The organism is Corynebacterium sp. HMSC08D02 (assembly GCF_001807505.1).
GTDB lineage: Bacteria > Actinomycetota > Actinomycetes > Mycobacteriales > Mycobacteriaceae > Corynebacterium > Corynebacterium pseudogenitalium.
The window spans coordinates 166,724-183,169 of sequence record NZ_KV789252.1 but is presented as its reverse complement, the minus strand read 5'-3'; the positions used below and the strand labels follow the sequence as shown (position 1 = coordinate 183,169).

The following is a 16,446-nucleotide window of genomic DNA, read 5'->3' as shown; positions in this document are numbered from 1 at the left end:
TAGACTGCGTGTTATGAAATATTTTGCATTCCATTACACGTACTCAGATAATACGGACGTCGTAGATGCTACGCGCCCCGCACACCGCGAGTTCATCGCGAAGCAGCTAGAGCTCGGAAGGATTGTCGGATCTGGCCCGCTAGTCGACGCCGGCAAGGCCCTCATCATCGTGCAATTACCAGATACTGCCGACGCTGCGGAGGCAGTATCACTCATGAACCAGGACCCCTACTGGCAGAACAACGCTCTACTCAGCCGCGAGGTCCACGAGTGGAACCCGGTCTCCCGGGTGTTCCCTTAAACCGCGGAAGTTCTACTTCCTCCCGCGCTGCACATGGAGGTGATCCGTCTCGCGGGAACCAGTGGCGGTGTGGTCGCCCTTGCCCGACGTTGCAGGGTCATCAATCCACTCGATGTGGTGGCCCTGGTTATCGACCTTGCGACGGTTCCCGTGGTCGTCGTAGTCGATGTGCCAGCTCGGACCGTTCGGGTCTCGACGCCCAGCCTTGATATCCGCTCGGTCCTTCACCATGGAGCACAGCACGGTAATCACCAGTACTGCCACAATGAAGCCGAGCGATGCAACGGTGCCGACCTCCGGTACGCTCACATTCTCACCGCCATTGACAAACGGCAGGTTGTTCTCGTGTAGCGCGTGAAGCAACAGTTTGATGCCGATAAAGCCAAGAATCACGCCCAACCCGTACGACAGATACACCACACGGTCCAACAAGCCAGAAAGCAGGAAGAACATCTGGCGAAGGCCCATGAGTGCGAACGCATTCGCGGTAAACACGATGTACGCCTCAGAGGTAATCCCGTAGATTGCTGGGATCGAATCAAACGCAAACATTACGTCGATAAACCCGATGGAGAGCAGTGCGACGAACAGCGGGGTCGCTGCGGACTTGCCCTCCTTCGTCTTCGACCACAGCTTGTCACCGTGGTAGGAGCTCGTGACTGGGACGACTTTACGGAGTGCCTTCACGACAGCCATATCGTTCGGATCTGTTTCAGGTGCATCAGTCGCTTCGTCGTAGACGAGCTTGACAGCCGTGTAGATCAAGAACGCTGCGAAGATGTAGAAGACGTCGCTCCACGCCTCGATAAGTGCTGCGCCGAGCAGAATAAACAGCAAGCGGCATACCAACGCGATAACAATGCCCAGGAGCAGCACCTTTTGCTGATACTTCCTTGGAATCTTGAACGCGCCCATGATCAGTGCGAAGACGAACAAGTTGTCCACGGACAGCGCCAGCTCAGTAATGTAGCCGGTGAAGAACTGGACGCCGTGCTCGCCGTCCCACTCCCACCAGATCACACCGCCACAGATCGCTGCCATCGTCATGTAGAACAGCGTCCAAAAGCCCGATTCTTTGATAGTTGGCTCGTGGGCCTGGCGAACGTGAGTAAGAAAGTCAAAGGCGAAAAAGCCCAGAATGATTGCTGCAGTGAGCAGCCATATCCATAGGGGGACACTCAACGTGGTTACCTCCGGTCGTTGCATAGGACAAAGAAAGACCGGAGGTCTCCCCCACCACGTAGCTACGCGGCTGCCTCAACCGGGATACGTATGTTCCGTGTTGACGATTCGAGGCACTTGCGGGGTACTCCCCTCCAATGCGAATGCCAGGCTACACCATCAAGAGGAGTCGCTACCAGTTATACGGCTCCACCGGTGGGATTGTAGGTTGCTTCGACCGTCTTAACGTCATCTTCATCTGCAGTGGCGTCATCACCAAGTTGTGCGTCGACGTCCTTCGGTGCGTCCGCGGGATCCGCACCCTTGAGCATCCAAAGAATGGTCTCGAGCTCCTCTGGCTTCACCAGCACTTCACGAGCCTTGGAGCCTTCCGATGGCCCAACGATGCCACGGGACTCCATCAAATCCATCAGTCGGCCGGCCTTTGCAAAACCGATACGCAGCTTGCGCTGCAGCATGGAGGTCGATCCGAGCTGCGCCGTAACAACGAGTTCAACGGCTTCCAGCAGGTCGTCCAGGTCCTTGCCGATGTCGTCGTCGATAACTTTCTTCTCGGACTCCTTCTCTTCCGTAACGCCCTCGACGTACTGTGGTTCGTCCTGGCTCTTGGCAGCGTCCACGACGGCTTGGATTTCAGCGTCAGACACAAACGCACCTTGCATGCGTTGCGGCTTGCCGGCGCCCTGCGGGATGAAGAGACCGTCGCCCATGCCAATGAGCTTCTCCGCGCCACCCTGGTCGAGGATGACGCGTGAGTCAGTAAGCGAGGATGTTGCAAACGCGAGCCTGGACGGCACGTTCGTCTTGATCAAGCCCGTGACGACGTCCACCGAAGGTCGCTGCGTAGCCAAGACAAGGTGGATACCTGCTGCGCGGGCCTTCTGCGTAATGCGGACGATCGAGTCCTCGATCTCCTTCGGCGCGGTCATCATGAGGTCGGCAAGCTCGTCGACGACACAGACGATGAACGGGTAGGGTCGCATCTCGCGCTGAGAGCCTGCAGGAGCAGTGATTTCACCGCTCTTCACCTTCTTGTTGAAGTCCTTGATGTGGCGGACACGAGCGGTCTTCATGTCCATGTACCGCTGCTCCATCTCCTCCACCAGCCACTGCAGTGCCGCTGATGCCTTCTTCGGCTGCGTGATAATTGGCGTGATCAGATGTGGAATCCCCTCGTACGGAGTGAGCTCCACCATCTTTGGGTCGATGAGGATCAGGCGTACTTCTTCAGGTGTTGCGCGCGTCAGCAAGGAAACCAACATCGAGTTCACGAACGCCGACTTACCGGAGCCCGTAGAACCCGCAACAAGCAAGTGCGGCATCTTCTGCACCGAAGATGCAATAAAGTCGCCCTCGATGTCCTTGCCTAAGCCGATGAGCATAGGGTCATCGTCCGCAGCAACATTCGGCGCTTCGAGGACATCGCGCAGACGAACCATCTCACGGTCCTGATTCGGCACCTCAATGCCGACGGCAGATTTGCCGGGAATTGGCGTCAACAAACGAACGTTATCGGTCGCGACTGCATAGGCAAGATTGGACTGCAAGTTGGTAATCTTCGACACCTTGACGCCGGGCCCAAGCTCTACTTCGTAGCGGGTCACGGTCGGACCACGGGAGAAGCCCGTCACCATAGCATTGACCTTGAACTCCTCGAAGACCTCTGTGATGGCTTCGATCATGCGATCGTTAGCTTCGGTGCGTGTCTTCGGCGCTTGGCCAGCGAGCAGCAAATCGGTTGTTGGAACGACGTAGGTGGAATTCCTGTCGATCTTCTTCGCGTGGCCATCCTTCGGCGCCTCAGGTGGAGTTGTGCTTGGGTCCTTCCCTGAACGCGCTACGACCGCCTGGCGAACTGCGTCTCGCGACTGATCGACGGCATCCCTTTGAGCCTCCTCGAGCGTAGGTCGAGGCAGAATCTTCGTCTCCTCGGGTTGCGCAGGCTGACGTTTCGACGCCGCCTTCGTCGCAGGACGTTCAATGACCGCAGTGGCGTCGCTGCCTTCCTGCGTGTCGAAGTCTTCACCGAAATCGATAACCTCTGTCTCATCACCCGATGTTTGAGGCGCTGACGCTGGCTTCGCCGGGTAGTTATCCAGTGGCGTGGAGGCCTTTCGCAACTTCTCCGAGAAAGACGAAAACCCAGAAACCCTTGGTTTCTTTGCCGCTGTACGTGGAGAAAGACCGGTACGTGGGCTCCTCGATTCAGGCTCAACCCGCGAGCGCTTTGCCGACGTGCGCGGGCACCCCTCTGCGATAGCGTCAATGTCCCGGCCTACATCACTGTAAGGATCCGACTCATCGTCAGTCTCGGGCCGCTGGAATACCGAGCTAAGCCACGCAGTGAAAAAATCATACGCCTCACGCACAGTAATACCGGTTGTACGAAGCGCACCATAAACAATGACAAGTCCCAGCAGCGGAACTGCCACATATGAGGAGAATCCAGCGGCGAGCAAGCCACCGGTGAACGTGCCCACTACCCCACCGGCGATCTTGCGAGATTCCCAATCGGCAGGGTTGCCAGCGAAGACATGAATCATGCCAAGCATCGCAATACCAATAATCAACAGGCCCGACGCCACCCTGGCACGTACTGCCGGTTCTGCCTTCACGTTCAGCATGAGAGCGATAGCGATGCAGACCAAAATCACAGGAAGCAGGAGCGCACCAGCACCAATTGCCCAGTGAACACCCTGCGCAATGACGTTGCCTATCGGGCCAGCGATATCCATCCACACGGAGGCGCCCAGGATCGCGGCAAGGCCAATGAGCACTAAACCGTACGCGTCAACGTTGCCACGCGAGATGCCCAACGAGCGACTGGACTTTCGTGAGTGCTCTTCACGTTGCGGCGCCTCAGCAGAGGGGCCGTCGTCAAGAAAATCGAAGTTGTCGTCCTCGTCATCGTATCCGTTTGCGTCGGGCACGCTGTCAAAACTCTCCTTACGGCGTGGTCGAAGTTTGGTAAGCAACGAACCAGCTCCGCGAACTGCACTGCCAATTGAGCTTCCGACGACTCTCGTCGCGGACCCGACCCGTTCATCGGCAGTCTCTGCCGCGACCATGGACGAGGTCGGTGGATGCGTCATCGACGCTGGGGCACCGTAACGGCTCGTCGTTGAACGTGCACGGTCCCGCGGGCCTGTCGAAGCTCGCGTATTTCGTGGCGCTGGTTTCCTGGCAGACATGTGCTACACATTAGTACCTTGCGCACCATTATTACCATCCGCCACTCTAAAACCACAGATATTGTTACAGGCGAATGAATCAAGTACTACAACTTGATATCTACTCCAGCAAGAGCTTCAACCGCACCGGTTACATCCACTTCGACCGCGCTGCGACCGGCGGCCCACAACAATAGTTCCCCGGGTTCGCCATATACGCGGACGACGTTATCGCCCTGCTTTGAAACGCCGACGCCTTCGCCAATGACCGCAGGAGGCAAGTCCGGGGGCGTCAAAATCACAGGTACCGCAACACCTTTCAGCGTGACTGAACCAAACCGCTTCGCAAGCTTCAAAAGTTCTTTGTTGGTGACGGCACTAAACTGCCGAGGCTCGACCTTACCTCTACCTCGACGAACGTCTTCGTGGTGAATAAAGTGCTCGGCTGTATTTAACGTGTCGTCACTCGGCTTGAAAAGCGAAGGCGGACCGATGGCCCAGAGACGCACAAGATCCTCGTACGACCATGATGCAAGTCGGGCTTCCTCCGCCTCCAAAAACTTCCTCGCTCGCTTTACGAATATTCCGATGGCAGCTAATGGCCTTCGTTCACGGATATAGAGGTGCGTCGCCAAATCGCGAGTGTTCCAGCCCTCGCACAGCGTCGGTGCTTCAGGCCCGACTTCGAGTAACAGTTCAGCGAGTTGATTTCGTTCAGTCTTTGCAAATGACATGGGCCCTAGCATAGTGCCAGGGCCCATAGTTCTGCTCACAAAAGTGTCAGGTATTAAAGCGACTCTCGTGTTGCTTGAACATCAGCGTCTTCTGCCGGTCCAATATCCGCCGCGGTTGGAACCACGGTTGGAAGAATGACTGGCTCACGCTTGTACTTCTGCTCAATCGTTCGCGAGAGCTGACGACGAAGCTGCTGCACCATGCGGTACGGGTCATTCTCCCCTTCTGCAGCCAAATCACCCATAACTTCCTGGACACGCTCGACGACCTTCTTATTGAAGTCACGGTCGTCTTCAGAGAAACCAGTGGTGGAGACGCGCGGTACCTCAATGAGGCTACTCGTGCGGTCGTCGATCACGCAGGTAATCGAGACAACGCCACCTGAGGCAAGCGAGCTGCGGTCTGCCAGCACGTCCGGGTCTACGTCGCCCATCGTCGCGCCATCAACATAAAGCTGTCCGACCTGGTACTGGCCAACAACCTTGATCTTGCCCTTCGTCATGTCAACCACAACACCATTTTGAGCAAGTGCGGTATTCTCCGGCTTCACACCGGTCGCAATAGCGAGCTCCTTGTTCGCGCGCATGTGGCGCCACTCACCGTGCACAGGCATAGCGCAAGTCGGGCGTGCTGCGTTGTACAGGAAGAGAAGCTCACCGGCGTAGCCGTGGCCAGAAGCGTGGACATGAGCTTCGGAGTTCGTCACCACAGTCGCACCGATTTGTGCGAGGTTGTTGATCGCCGCGAACACAGCTTCCTCATTACCTGGGATCAGGGAAGACGACAGGATGATCATGTCACCGTCGCGGATGGTGATCTGGCGGTGTTCACGGCGCGACATACGCGAAAGCGCAGCCATCGGCTCGCCCTGCGTACCCGTTGTGATCAGCACAACCTTATGCGGCGCCATCTTGGCAGCTTCTTCGATAGGGATAATCGTGTTCTTCGGAGCCTTCAGCAGGCTCATCTTCTCGGCGATTTCCATATTTCTCAACATGGAGCGGCCGTTGAAGGCAACCTTGCGACCATTCGCTACAGCCGCGTTGACTGCCATTTGGACGCGAGCAACGTTGGAAGCAAACGAAGCAATCACAACGCGCTGCTTCGCCTGGCTCACCAAACGCGTCAGTGTCTCCTCGATACCGGCCTCGGATGCAGAAATACCCGGCACCGTAGCGTTCGTGGAGTCACACATAAACAGATCGACGCCTTCGTCACCGTAACGCGACAGCGCCGGCAGGTCCGTCGGCATTCCGTCGTACGGAGTCTGGTCCACCTTGACATCACCAGTCATCACAACATGACCCGCGCCGGTCTTAATAGACAGGCCGAGACACTGCGGAATGGAGTGATTCACGTGCCAGAAACGCACGTGGAATGGGCCCAAGTTGACGGAAGAATCCTTGTTCACCTCATGCAACTTCGGACGCTGACGGTGCTCCTTCGTCTTCGCAGCAATCAGCGCATTGGTGAAACGCGACGAGTAAATCGGGATATCCGGGCGCAGCTTCAACAGCCACGGGATTGCGCCAATGTGGTCTTCATGTCCATGAGTGACAACCAGGGCCTCGACCTTGTCCAACTTCTTTTCAATCGGACCAAAGTCAGGCAGCACAAGATCAACGCCTGGTTCACCGGAGTTCGGGAACAGCACACCACAGTCAACGATGAGCAGGCGTCCGTTGTATTCAAACACCGTCATATTACGACCGATTTCGGAAATACCACCCAAGGCGTAAATACGCAGGGTTCCCTTCGGTGCCTTCGGAGGAGCCGGGAGGCGCTTCGTCAAGTCTGCGCCCTGCATCGACTTCACCGGGTTACGGCGGCCACCGCCGTTGTTACCGCGTCCACGGCCGCGGCGGCGATTCCTGCCGTTACCGCCATTTCCGTTCGAGTTCCGGGACTTGTTATCCCGCTGTGACTTCTCAGAGCCCTTGTCATCTTCATTACTTGCAGTTCCTGCGGCCTGCTTCGGTGCCTGAAACACCGGCTTCTGTTCAGTGGCCTCAGGTGGCCCTGCTTTACGCGTCACTTTGCGTGAGCGTGTACGGGGTTCGTTCATACTTAAAGGACTCCAGCCTTCTTCAAATCTTCTCTGAGAACCTCTACCTGCTCAGAGGTCGCTCCGACCACTGGCAGGCGTGGTTCGCCTACTTCAATGCCCTGCAGACGCAGGGCAGCCTTTGCAAATGTTGTGCCACCGAGAATCGCCTGTTGATGTGCGAGAACATCGATGACGTTGGCGTTAATTTCCCGCGCACGGACGAGGTCGCCTTCCTCGAAGCTTGTGATGAGCTCGCGCAATGCTTGCGGTGCTGCGTGGCCTACAACCGAGATCACACCGGTTGCCCCCATGGCCAGCCACGGCAGGTTCAGAGGGTCGTCCCCCGAATACCATGCCAGACCTGTTGATTGGATCAACGGTGCTGCCTGGAAGAAGTCGCCTTTCGCGTCCTTCATCGCAACTACGGTTGGCAATTCCGCCAACTTCGCAATGGTGTCCGAAGCAATCGGAATCGCAGAGCGTCCTGGAATGTCGTAGAGGCAGATCGGCAACGAAGTTGCAGACGCGATCTCCCGGAAGTGCGCAAACACGCCGTCTTGAGACGGCTTCGAGTAATACGGCGTGACAACCAAGAGGCCATCAGCCCCTGCCTCAGCAGCTTCCTTCGCCAATGCGACGGACTTTCGGGTATCGTTCGTGCCTACTCCGGCGATAAGTTTGGCGCTATCGCCAACTTCTTCACGCACCGCTTTCAGTAACGCGACTTTCTCTTCACTGGTTGTCGTTGGCGATTCGCCCGTCGTGCCCGCAAGCACGAGGGCATCAATGCCATTGCCGACAAGGTGGGCAGCTAATGCTCGTCCTGCCTTAACGTCTAGCTCGCCATGCTTATCGAACGGCGTGACCATTGCGACGCAGACTGTGCCGAAAACGTCAGCACCGATACTAGCTTTCATAGAAGTGCCCATGCCAAAAGAGCGTACCCTTTTTGCTGGCTGAATGTAACTCCACCGCTACGTTTTGTACTGGGTTGTTGCCTTCTTAGTCCCGTCCGGCAGCGTTGTGACAACGAAGTCCTCGAACAAGACGGGTGCGCACTCACTCAAAAGTTCCAGACACCTCACGGCGACTGCTCGTAGTTCCTCCCCACTGTGCTCAGCTGCCCTGGTCGCAACAAAATTCCGCCAAGTCCGGAGGTTGCCGCTGACAACAAGTCGGGTTTCTCTCGCAGCCGGAGCAAGTGCCATAGCTGCCTCGCGTACCTGTTGCTTGCGCAGTAACACATTCTTCTCATCCGTCAGACTTGCTTCCACCGCGTTATGCAATTCGTCGTGCACAAACGCAGCGTCTTCAATCGCGTGCTCGAAAAACCGTTGAAGTTGCTCGTCCCGCTGCACAACGCTAGGAACCACGACTCCTCTTTGCTCTTCAGGTAAGGAGTACTGTGAAAGCTCGCTGACTGAAAAGTCTCGGTGTCGCAATATCTCATGGCTGGTGGCCATTGAGATTCCCTGAATATACAGCGTCACGCTTGCATGCTCGAGCAGCGAGAGGTTGCCGGCATCAATGATGTGATGCAGGAAGGCGTCCGTGCTCGAAGTGTGAGACTCATTGTCGCCGAAGGAGTCATAGCTTGCCCTGCCTGCAAATTCGACGACAGCATCCGCCGTCGCTGCACCAGATGAAGGCCACCAGCCCAATCCGGCTGGCGGTTCGAACGTTGATGCTGCCACGAGCTGGATGCTGAGTTGGCGCTGCGGCTGCATCTGTTACAGCCCGAGGAACTTGTCAAGGCCAATCGTGAGGCCTGGATGATCCATGACGTTTCGTACGCCGAGCAATACACCCGGTACGAACGAATCACGCCCATAGGAATCTTGGCGGATAGTCAACGACTGATCGACGGTGCCGAAGATAACTTCCTCATGCGCAACCATTCCGGTCATACGCACAGCGTGGACTCGGACACCATCGATATCTGTGCCGCGCGCTCCATCGAGTTCCTGCACAGTGGCATCCGGACAAGGTTGCATTCCGGCGGCCTTTCGGGCCTCTGCAATCCCTTGCGCTGTCTTTACCGCAGTGCCGGACGGTGCATCCAGCTTGTTCGGATGGTGGTACTCAACTACCTCGGCTGACTCGAAGAACTTGGCCGCCTGGCGAGCAAAGGACATCGTCAATACAGCTGAGATGGCGAAGTTAGGCGCAATGAGAACGCCAGTGCCCTGCGAAGCAGCACACCAGCTGCGTACTTGGTCGTAGCGATCGTCGTCAAAGCCTGTTGTACCGACAACACAGTAGATACCGTGCTTGATGCAGAATTCGAGGTTGCCCATAACGGAGTCAGGAGTGGTGAAGTCAACGATAACTTCGGCGCCAGCGTCCAGAAGTTTGTCTAAGCTGTCGTCTTTATCAATTTCGGCGACAAGTTCAAGATCATCAGCAGCGCGCACGCCCGCTACAACTGCGGTACCAACGCGCCCATGCGCCCCTAATACACCGACTTTGATTGACATTTTCATTCCTCAATTCTCTACATACGAGTTACATTCGATCTACTGCTGTCACTGTAGCGCGCCGTGAGGCAGGTGTGGTTCGGTACACTCGAAAAGCATGAAGAGAAGCTTGATCCTCCCCGGTGTCCTCACCGTGGCTGCACTGCTCACCGCGTGCGGCACGGGCTCCGAAGTGACAGAGCCGTCCACAGCAACCGCGTCCACTGAAAGCGCTACAGCTACCACTACGCAAGACGCATCTGCTACGGAGTCAACGGTGTCGGCTGCCGCATCTCCCGCAGCCCCAGTCGCTCTCAACGCTTTCGCTCCGCCCGAAGGTGCCCCTGAGCTAACGCTCCAGGATGTTCGAGTCGGTAGCCATGAGACTTATGACCGCGTCGTCTTCGAGTTCTCAGGCAATGGCCTACCTGGATACCGAATTCAGTACACCGATAAGGCACTCCAGCAGGCCTCCGGCCACGAGCTCGCGGTCACCGGTAACAATATCTTGGAGGTGCTCATCGACGGCACACCGATGGATCGACTCCCGAGCAACCCTGACCTTATCTCCGCTGGCCCATATCAGCTGGCAACCGGCAACGTCGCTGGGATCACCAACGGCGGCACGTTTGAGAACCAGTCGCAGTTCTTCATCGGACTCGACCGGCAGCGTTCGTTTGAGGCCACGGTGTTGGAAAGTCCAACACGGCTAGTTATTGACGTCCACCGTTAGCTCGGCAAACGCGTAGTGGCCAGGGCGTAAATGCCCTGGCCACTTCTTTAAGCGGTGAGACTACTTGTCCTGCTCAACAGGAACAAGGGAGATCTTGCCGCGATTATCAATATCACGAATCTCGACCTCGATCTTGTCACCGACGTTGACAACGTCCTCGACCTTCTCGATGCGCTTGTTGCCACCCAAGTTCGAGATATGAATCAGGCCGTCGGTTCCCGGGACGATCGAAACGAACGCGCCGAATGCAACGGTTTTGACCACGGTACCCAGGTAGTGCTCGCCTACCTTCGGCAACTGTGGGTTAGCAATTGCGTTGATCTTATCGATCGCGGCGTCTGCCGCTTCGCCACTGGTTGCCGAGACGTACACGGTCCCGTCCTCTTCAATCGAGATGTCCGCGCCGGTTTCCTCGGTAATCGAGTTGATCATCTTGCCCTTCGGGCCAATGACCTCACCAATCTTGGAAACAGGAACCTTCACCGTGGTGATTTTCGGTGCCAACGAGCTCATGTCATCCGGCGAATCGATGACCTCTGCCATCGTATCCAGGATGGTCTCTCGAGCATCATGCGCCTGCTTCAGAGCCGAAGCGAGCACATCAGATGGAATGCCGTCCAGCTTGGTATCAAGCTGCAGGGCGGTGATGAACTCGCGGGTGCCTGCCACCTTGAAGTCCATATCGCCGAACGCATCTTCCGCGCCCAGAATGTCCGTCAGAGCGACGTACTTCGTCTCACCATCGACGTCACCCGACACAAGGCCCATCGCAATACCCGCGACCGGAGCAGCCAGTGGCACACCAGCGTTGTACAGAGACAGCGTCGATGCGCACACGGAGCCCATCGACGTCGAACCGTTAGAGCTCAGCGCCTCAGAAACCTGGCGAATCGTGTACGGGAAGTCTTCGCGCGAAGGTATCACTGGCAACAGCGCGCGCTCTGCAAGAGCACCGTGACCGATTTCGCGGCGCTTCGGGGAGCCAACGCGACCTGTTTCACCGGTCGAATACGGTGGGAAGTTGTAGTGGTGAATGTAACGCTTCGAAGTCTCAGGGCTCAGCGAATCGATTGGCTGTTCCATCTTCAACATGTCAAGCGTCGTCACACCAAGGATCTGGGTCTCGCCGCGCTCGAACAGTGCCGAACCATGCGCACGCGGGACGAGTTCGACTTCAACACCAAGGTCACGGATCGCGGTCACGCTGCGGCCGTCGATACGGTAGCCATCCTTCAGGATCTTGCCTCGAACAATCTCCTTCTGCAGTGCGTTGTACGCCGCGCGAATCTCCTTCACCACAGCAGCAACATCGTCGTCATCTTCGTCGACGTCGAGGCGGTCAAGCACATCTTCTTCGATGTCCTCGATGTACGCGTTGATCTTCTCTTCGCGCTCCTGCTTGCCAGCGATGGTCAGGAAGGAAGCGAGCTTCTTCGATGCCTTCTTCTCCACTGCTTCAAACACCTCATCGGTGTATGCCGGGAATAGCGGGAACTCCTTGCGCTCCTTGTCGAACTGAGCTGCAAGATCGCGCTGCGCCTCACACAGCGTCTTGATGTACGGTTTCGCAGCCTCCAGACCGTCTGCGACGGTTTCCTCGGTAGGTGCAGGTGCGCCGTCAGCGATCAGCTTGACGACGTTCGCGCCAGCTCCTGCCTCAACCATCATGATTGCAACATCCACTTCCGTCTTACGGCCACGCTTGCGCTCAACAATGCGGCCCGCAACAACCATCTCGAAGATGGCACGCTGGTGCTGCTCATGATTCGGGAATGCAACCCACTGGCCTTCTGGGTGTTTATCGTCAGCGATCAATGCCATACGCACACCACCAACAGGGCCCGAAACCGGCAGGCCAGAAAGCTGCGTTGCCGCGGAAGCTCCGTTGATAGCGACAACGTCGTAGTACTCTTCCGGGGCGATCGACAGGACGGTAATCACGACCTGAACCTCGTTGCGCAGCCCCTTCACGAAGGTTGGGCGCAGTGGGCGGTCGATGAGACGGCAAGCAAGGATCGCCTCGGTGGATGGGCGGCCTTCGCGGCGGAAGAACGAGCCCGGGATACGGCCCGCGGCATACATCCGCTCCTCGACATCAACGGTCAGAGGGAAGAAATCAAAGCCTTCGCGGGGGTTATTCGACGCCGTCGTCGTCGCAAGCATCATGGTGTCATCGTCCAGGTAGGTCGTCACCGACCCATCTGCCTGGCGAGCCAACTGGCCCGTCTCAAAACGAATGGTGCGAGAACCGAAATCACCGTTGTCGAGCGACGCTACTGCTTCGGTAACCCCATACTCTTCATCAACGTGGATTTCGTACGAATTTCTCGGCTTAAAACTGCTCAATTGATCCCTCTCCTTGGATCTCCGGGCGATCATCGATGTCGCCGTTTTTGTGTCATTTAGAACGAAGCACACTCTACCACCCTGCCAGGGATTTCACCACGCTTCAGACACAGCTAAACCCCCGCCCTGAAAAGCCAGAGCGGGGGTTTGAAGCCTTATGACGTGATCGTCTTAACGACGCAGGCCGAGACGAGCAATCAGGTCACGGTAGCGCTCGACGTTGTTCTCGCGCAGGTACTTCAGCAGACCACGACGGCGACCAACCAGCAGCAGCAGGCCACGACGGGAGTGGTGGTCGTGCTGGTGGAACTTCAGGTGCTCAGTCAGGTTGTTGATGCGCTCGGTGAGCAGCGCAACCTGTGCCTCCGGGGAACCGGTGTCAGTCTCGTGCACACCGTAGGTCTTCAGAATCTCTGCCTTTTTCTCAGCGTTCAGCGCCATGAAAAACTCCTCATTTGTTTCAGTCCGCATATACTTTGACCACTTTGTGCTGCAACTGCTGCGAACCACAGTCTCAATACGCACAAAGCCTGGACTACTTTAGCTGCTGCGCGCCAGGTTGGTCAAACGTGTCATGAACTCATCGAGGAATCGATCAACGTCGACGCCAACTGCAACCTGACTCGTCTTCTTCGGGTCATTCAAGCGCTCCGGGTCCCCGATCGTTCGTCCACGAGTTGGCTCTTCGAGGTCCGTGCGCAGGTTTATACCAATGCAGTCAACCAGGCTGGGATCTATCGCAACTGCTACCGCCAACGGGTCATGCAGCCCGCACCCACCAAGATGCGGCGAAGTTGTTTCATATGCCTTGATGTAAAAGTCAGTCGCCTCTGCCAAGAAGTTGCCTTGAGACGTGCCCAACTCCTTCCACACCGCGGTTTCCTTCGACGTCAACAACGTCTGCAAAGTGACATCGAGCCCGATCATGGTGAGGTTCTGTGCCCTGCGCATCACAAAGTCAGCAGCTTCGGGGTCCTGATTGATGTTCGCCTCAGTGCACGTATTGACGTTTCCCGGCACGGTCAACGCACCGCCCATCATCACAATCCTGGCACTGTCTGCAAAGTCTTTATCGGCTTCCATGGCAGCTGCGACCGTCGTCAGAGGTCCGACAGGAACAATCACTAACTCGTCGCCGTAGCGGTGGAACGCGTCGACCATGAAGTCCACCGCGGAGGCTTCCTCGACAGCGCGATGGGCATCCGGAAGTTGCGCCTCCCCTATACCGTTTACGCCGTGAATGAACTGCGAAATCTCCAGCACTTCAAAGCTATCCTTGGCACGAGCATGCGTCGGGCCAGCGAACACGGGAATATCGGTGCGCCCGAATAACTCGAGAATCGCGAGACTGTTGCGAACGCTATCAGCCACCGTGACGTTTCCATATGTCGATGTCACGCCGACAAGTTCCACTTCAGGTGAAGCCATAGCGTATGCCAACGCCAACGCGTCGTCGATACCGGTGTCTACGTCGAGAATCATCTTGATGGTCACAGCAAAAACCTTTCAAGCAACACAGATCAGCAACGGCTTTATTCTACGGAATCAGCAACAGGCTCGCTTAAGAGTTCGCGGGTCCGGGAAACGTCCCGAGCCATGTGCTCCAGAAGCTCGTCAACGGAATCGAACTTGACCATGTCGCGAACCTTCGCCACAAATTCGACGCGGGCCATCCGATCGTAGAGGTCAGCATCTCTATCAAGCACGTAGGACTCGACACTGCGCCGCTTGTCACCGAACGTCGGATTAGTGCCGACTGAAATCGCAGCCGGGTAGCGCTTTCCCGGAACCATGTTCCCGCCGATGGGGGCATCGTCGATAATTGTGAGCCACCCCGCGTACACCCCATCTTTCGGGAGGGCAGAAACGTCAGCAACATACTGATTCGCGGTCGGGTAACCGAGCTCGCGACCTCCTCGCCCAGCACCCCGCTTGATCGGACCCACGACGGAGAACGGCCTGCCCATGTAGTCCTTAGCCACGCTGATGTTGCCTTGTGCAAGCTCGTCCCGAATCGCCGTTGAACAAATTCTTGTCGCGCCCTCTTTCAGCAGGCGGACTACTGTCACATCAACACCATTCTGCTCACCGAGCTGCACCATCGTCTGCGACGTGCCGGAAGCATCTCGTCCGAACGTGAAATTCTCGCCCACAAAGACGTGACGAGCATGCAAGGTGCCCATCACTACTTTGTCGAAATAGTCTTGTGCACTCTCCCCCGCAAGCTCTTTGCGGAAATCGATAACGATCAGCGCGTCCACGCCAAGCTCAGCGATCAGCCGCGCCCGCTCCTCGAGTGGCATCAGCGCCGTGGGCGCGGCTTCCGGACGAAATACTGCTACCGGGTGCGGCTCAAATGTCATCACCACGCATGGCACCTGGAGACGCTTCGCCTCATCAACAGCTGCTTTGATCAGCATCTGGTGACCGCGGTGGACCCCGTCAAAGACCCCTATCGTCAGCACGGTGCCGTCAAGGGCACCGAACGATTCCGGTACAGCATTAAGACCGTGCAAAATATCCACGTGCAATAGCGTACGGCATACTAAAGAGCTATGAGTGATCCCCTCGCTACATCTGGAATTGTTGTCATCGATAAGCCACAAGGTCTCACAAGCCACGACGTGGTCGCACGCCTTCGCCGTGCTTTCGGGACCCGCAAAGTTGGTCATGCCGGCACCTTGGATCCGATGGCGACTGGAGTACTGGTTGTCGGTATCGAGCGTGGCACAAAGCTCCTCGCCCACCTCGTCGCGGAAACCAAGACGTACGAGGCAACCATTCGGCTCGGTGCCGCCACCACGACGGATGACGCCGAGGGCGAGGTCGTCAGCACCTCCCCCACCGATGCAGTCACTGACGCCGACATTATCGACGCCATCGACAGCTTCCGCGGCGATATCATGCAGCGTCCCTCAAGCGTGTCCGCAATCAAAATCGACGGCAAGCGCGCACATCAGCTCGTCCGCGAAGGACACGATGTCGAGATCCCAGCCCGACCAGTAACAATTCACGAGTACAGCATTTTGGGCATCGCTCGCGTCGATACCTGGATTGACGTCGATGTCCGTGTGCACTGCTCCTCGGGGACGTACATTCGCGCGCTCGCACGCGATCTAGGTGAGACCCTACACACCGGCGGGCACCTGACTGCGCTTCGCCGAACCACAGTCGGGCCCTTTAACCTCGAGCACGCATTGGAGCTGGAAGACATCCAGGCTCACCCGCGCTTCAGCCTCACCCTCGACGAAGCCTGCGCTACCTGTTGGCCGGTACTGCCCGTCACCAACGATGAATACGACGCCCTCGCTATGGGCAAATGGCTCGAACCTCGCGGACTTTCGGGTGTACACGCTGCACAACGTGACGACGGCCGCGTCGTCGCCCTTGTGAAAGAATCCAAGAAGCGTCTTGCCACGGTGTTTGTCGCGCGCCCATCCACGCTGTAGTCAGCGCTAACGCCGTTTTTCGCGTTT

The 16,446-nt window shown here is 57.1% G+C and carries 15 protein-coding genes; 4 read left to right on the top strand and 11 right to left on the bottom strand.

What is annotated here, in order from left to right; all coding sequences use genetic code 11:
- Window positions 1-13: 13 nt before the first annotated feature.
- Window positions 14-301, top strand: coding sequence for a YciI family protein (locus HMPREF3170_RS07735; RefSeq protein WP_070478919.1), 288 nt, complete (start codon window positions 14-16; stop codon window positions 299-301).
- A gap of 12 nt (window positions 302-313) precedes the next feature.
- On the opposite strand, the gene HMPREF3170_RS07730 is transcribed toward HMPREF3170_RS07735, so the two are convergent.
- Both HMPREF3170_RS07730 and HMPREF3170_RS07725 read right to left on the bottom strand, forming a co-directional pair.
- Window positions 314-1,483, bottom strand: coding sequence for a TerC family protein (locus HMPREF3170_RS07730; protein ID WP_070478917.1), 1,170 nt, complete (start codon window positions 1,481-1,483; stop codon window positions 314-316).
- A 179-nt stretch (window positions 1,484-1,662) separates the two neighbouring features.
- Entirely contained in the window at window positions 1,663-4,413 is a 2,751-nt protein-coding gene (locus tag HMPREF3170_RS07725) for a DNA translocase FtsK (protein WP_246814943.1), read from the bottom strand.
- Between the two features lie 34 nt (window positions 4,414-4,447).
- Here HMPREF3170_RS07725 and HMPREF3170_RS11960 point away from each other — a divergent pair, with 34 nt between their 5' ends.
- Window positions 4,448-4,594 (top strand): hypothetical protein, encoded by a 147-nt coding sequence (locus tag HMPREF3170_RS11960; RefSeq protein WP_246814942.1) that lies wholly within the window; start codon window positions 4,448-4,450, stop codon window positions 4,592-4,594.
- Between the two features lie 166 nt (window positions 4,595-4,760).
- Here the strand turns inward: HMPREF3170_RS11960 and HMPREF3170_RS07720 are convergent, their stop codons facing one another.
- Genes HMPREF3170_RS07720 through dapB form a run of 5 tightly spaced genes read right to left on the bottom strand, consistent with a single transcriptional unit; the run spans window position 4,761 to window position 9,912 of the window.
- Window positions 4,761-5,387, bottom strand: a complete 627-nt coding sequence (locus HMPREF3170_RS07720) for a TIGR03085 family metal-binding protein (protein WP_083290919.1) — start codon at window positions 5,385-5,387, stop codon at window positions 4,761-4,763.
- 53 nt (window positions 5,388-5,440) lie between these two features.
- A complete protein-coding gene (locus tag HMPREF3170_RS07715; RefSeq protein WP_070478912.1) occupies window positions 5,441-7,453 on the bottom strand; it encodes a ribonuclease J in 2,013 nt (670 codons plus the stop codon).
- A gap of 2 nt (window positions 7,454-7,455) precedes the next feature.
- Window positions 7,456-8,364 (bottom strand): 4-hydroxy-tetrahydrodipicolinate synthase, encoded by a 909-nt coding sequence (dapA, locus tag HMPREF3170_RS07710; protein WP_070478911.1) that lies wholly within the window; start codon window positions 8,362-8,364, stop codon window positions 7,456-7,458.
- Between the two features lie 45 nt (window positions 8,365-8,409).
- The gene (gene thyX / locus HMPREF3170_RS07705; protein WP_246814941.1) at window positions 8,410-9,129 is read right to left on the bottom strand and encodes an FAD-dependent thymidylate synthase; all 720 of its coding nucleotides are present in this window, start codon (window positions 9,127-9,129) and stop codon (window positions 8,410-8,412) included.
- Window positions 9,130-9,165: 36 nt separating this feature from the next.
- Window positions 9,166-9,912 carry a 4-hydroxy-tetrahydrodipicolinate reductase gene (gene dapB / locus HMPREF3170_RS07700; protein ID WP_070478907.1) on the bottom strand — a complete coding sequence of 249 codons (747 nt, stop codon included), beginning with the start codon at window positions 9,910-9,912 and terminating at the stop codon, window positions 9,166-9,168.
- A gap of 97 nt (window positions 9,913-10,009) precedes the next feature.
- Between dapB and HMPREF3170_RS07695 the strand changes: the two genes are divergently transcribed.
- Entirely contained in the window at window positions 10,010-10,624 is a 615-nt protein-coding gene (locus HMPREF3170_RS07695) for an AMIN-like domain-containing (lipo)protein (protein WP_141742246.1), read from the top strand.
- 60 nt (window positions 10,625-10,684) lie between these two features.
- Here HMPREF3170_RS07695 and HMPREF3170_RS07690 read toward each other — a convergent pair whose 3' ends face one another.
- The 4 genes from HMPREF3170_RS07690 to HMPREF3170_RS07675 all read right to left on the bottom strand — a co-directional run bounded on the left by HMPREF3170_RS07690 (window position 10,685) and on the right by HMPREF3170_RS07675 (window position 15,495).
- Window positions 10,685-13,003, bottom strand: coding sequence for a polyribonucleotide nucleotidyltransferase (locus HMPREF3170_RS07690; protein WP_070478904.1), 2,319 nt, complete (start codon window positions 13,001-13,003; stop codon window positions 10,685-10,687).
- Window positions 13,004-13,141: 138 nt separating this feature from the next.
- Window positions 13,142-13,411 carry a 30S ribosomal protein S15 gene (gene rpsO / locus HMPREF3170_RS07685; RefSeq protein WP_070362312.1) on the bottom strand — a complete coding sequence of 90 codons (270 nt, stop codon included), beginning with the start codon at window positions 13,409-13,411 and terminating at the stop codon, window positions 13,142-13,144.
- A gap of 99 nt (window positions 13,412-13,510) precedes the next feature.
- The gene (locus tag HMPREF3170_RS07680) at window positions 13,511-14,464 is read right to left on the bottom strand and encodes a nucleoside hydrolase (RefSeq protein ID WP_210385511.1); all 954 of its coding nucleotides are present in this window, start codon (window positions 14,462-14,464) and stop codon (window positions 13,511-13,513) included.
- Between the two features lie 38 nt (window positions 14,465-14,502).
- Complete coding sequence (locus tag HMPREF3170_RS07675) at window positions 14,503-15,495, bottom strand: bifunctional riboflavin kinase/FAD synthetase (RefSeq protein ID WP_070478989.1); 993 nt, start codon at window positions 15,493-15,495, stop codon at window positions 14,503-14,505.
- A gap of 30 nt (window positions 15,496-15,525) precedes the next feature.
- Here HMPREF3170_RS07675 and truB point away from each other — a divergent pair, with 30 nt between their 5' ends.
- Window positions 15,526-16,419, top strand: coding sequence for a tRNA pseudouridine(55) synthase TruB (gene truB / locus HMPREF3170_RS07670; RefSeq protein ID WP_070362310.1), 894 nt, complete (start codon window positions 15,526-15,528; stop codon window positions 16,417-16,419).
- Window positions 16,420-16,446: the final 27 nt, after the last annotated feature.

Excerpts from the sequence above, each read along its gene's own strand:
- HMPREF3170_RS07735 (WP_070478919.1), top strand. The coding sequence starts at position 14 with ATGAAATATTTTGCATTCCATTACACGTACTCAGATAATACGGACGTC.
- HMPREF3170_RS07720 (WP_083290919.1), bottom strand. The coding sequence starts at position 5,387 with ATGTCATTTGCAAAGACTGAACGAAATCAACTCGCTGAACTGTTACTC.
- HMPREF3170_RS07715 (WP_070478912.1), bottom strand. The coding sequence starts at position 7,453 with ATGAACGAACCCCGTACACGCTCACGCAAAGTGACGCGTAAAGCAGGG.
- dapA (WP_070478911.1), bottom strand. The coding sequence starts at position 8,364 with ATGGGCACTTCTATGAAAGCTAGTATCGGTGCTGACGTTTTCGGCACA.
- dapB (WP_070478907.1), bottom strand. The coding sequence starts at position 9,912 with ATGTCAATCAAAGTCGGTGTATTAGGGGCGCATGGGCGCGTTGGTACC.
- HMPREF3170_RS07695 (WP_141742246.1), top strand. The coding sequence starts at position 10,010 with ATGAAGAGAAGCTTGATCCTCCCCGGTGTCCTCACCGTGGCTGCACTG.
- HMPREF3170_RS07690 (WP_070478904.1), bottom strand. The coding sequence starts at position 13,003 with ATGATCGCCCGGAGATCCAAGGAGAGGGATCAATTGAGCAGTTTTAAG.
- rpsO (WP_070362312.1), bottom strand. The coding sequence starts at position 13,411 with ATGGCGCTGAACGCTGAGAAAAAGGCAGAGATTCTGAAGACCTACGGT.
- truB (WP_070362310.1), top strand. The coding sequence starts at position 15,526 with ATGAGTGATCCCCTCGCTACATCTGGAATTGTTGTCATCGATAAGCCA.